Source organism: Cognatishimia sp. WU-CL00825 (assembly GCF_040364665.1).
Classification (GTDB): Bacteria; Pseudomonadota; Alphaproteobacteria; order Rhodobacterales; family Rhodobacteraceae; genus Cognatishimia.
The window spans coordinates 1-1,192 of sequence record NZ_BAABWX010000016.1; the positions used below are offsets into that span (position 1 = coordinate 1).

The window sequence follows — 1,192 nt, forward strand, 5'->3', positions numbered from 1 at the left end:
GGTAATCCGCCCGGAAATTAGGGGTGTTTAGAAGTAGAGTTTTCTCAACAATGAACGAGGAGATTCTGATGAAGAAATCAAAGTACAGCGACGCGCAGATCATGAGCATTTTGAAGCAGGCGGAGAACGGTGTGCCTGTTGCTGATCTGTGCCGTGAGCATGGAATGAGTTCGGCCAGCTTTTACAAATGACGAGCGAAGTACGGCGGGATGGATGCGTCGTTGATCTCGCGGATGAAGGCGCTCGATGAAGAGAATAAGCGTCTGAAGAAGATGTCTGCCGAGAAAAGCATGCAGAACGATTTGCTGAAGGAGGCCTTGGGAAAAAAGTGGTAAGGCCGTCTCAGCGCAAGGAGATGGCCCAATGGGCCGTGCGATACAAATCTGCCAGCATCCGGTTTGCGTGCCGGACGTTCAGCATCAGTGAGACCTGCTTTCGGTATCAGCCGAAGCTGAGCGACGAGGATGAGCTGATCGCCGACTGGCTGGTGACGTTGACGGATCGAAAGAAGGCGTGGGGCTTTGGCCTGCGCTTTCTGCATCTGCGCAACGTCAAAGGCTTTGGCTGGAACCACAAGCGGGTTTACCGCATCTATCGCGAGCTGGAGCTGAACATGCGGATCAAGCCACGCAAACGCCTGCAACGGGACAAGCCGGAACCGCTGGCTGTGCCGAAAGCACCCAACTGAGGTCTGGTCCATGGACTTCGTGGCAGATCAGCTGGTGGATGGCCGTTCTTTCCGCACCCTGAATATTTTGGATGACTTCAACCGTGAGGGGCTTGCCATTGAGGTGGACTTCTCACTGCCCTCAGAACGGGTTGTCAGGGCATTGAGCCAGGTCATCAGTTGGCGGGGAAAGCCACTGGCCATTCGTGTAGACAACGGCCCGAATATATCAGTGGTACGTTGCAGACCTGGGCTGAGAAGGCCGGGATCGCGTTGATGTACATTCAGCCCGGTAAGCCGCAGCTGAACGCCTACGTCGAGCGCTACAACCGCACTGTCAGGACGGAATGGCTGGGTCGGTATCACTTTGAATCCATCGAAGACGCCCAGGATCATGCAACCCGCTGGCTCTGGACATACAACCATGAAGGCCCAAACATGGGCATTGGAGGTATGACACCAATCCAGAAACTGAAAGCAGCATAGATTCTACTTTTGGACCCCGTCAAAAATGGGGGGATTACC

The 1,192-nt window shown here is 54.4% G+C and carries 1 pseudogene; it reads left to right on the forward strand.

The window, feature by feature from the left end:
- Nucleotides 1-68 precede the first annotated feature (68 nt).
- A pseudogene (locus tag ABXG94_RS17795) lies at nucleotides 69-1,153 on the forward strand (IS3 family transposase).
- Nucleotides 1,154-1,192: the final 39 nt, after the last annotated feature.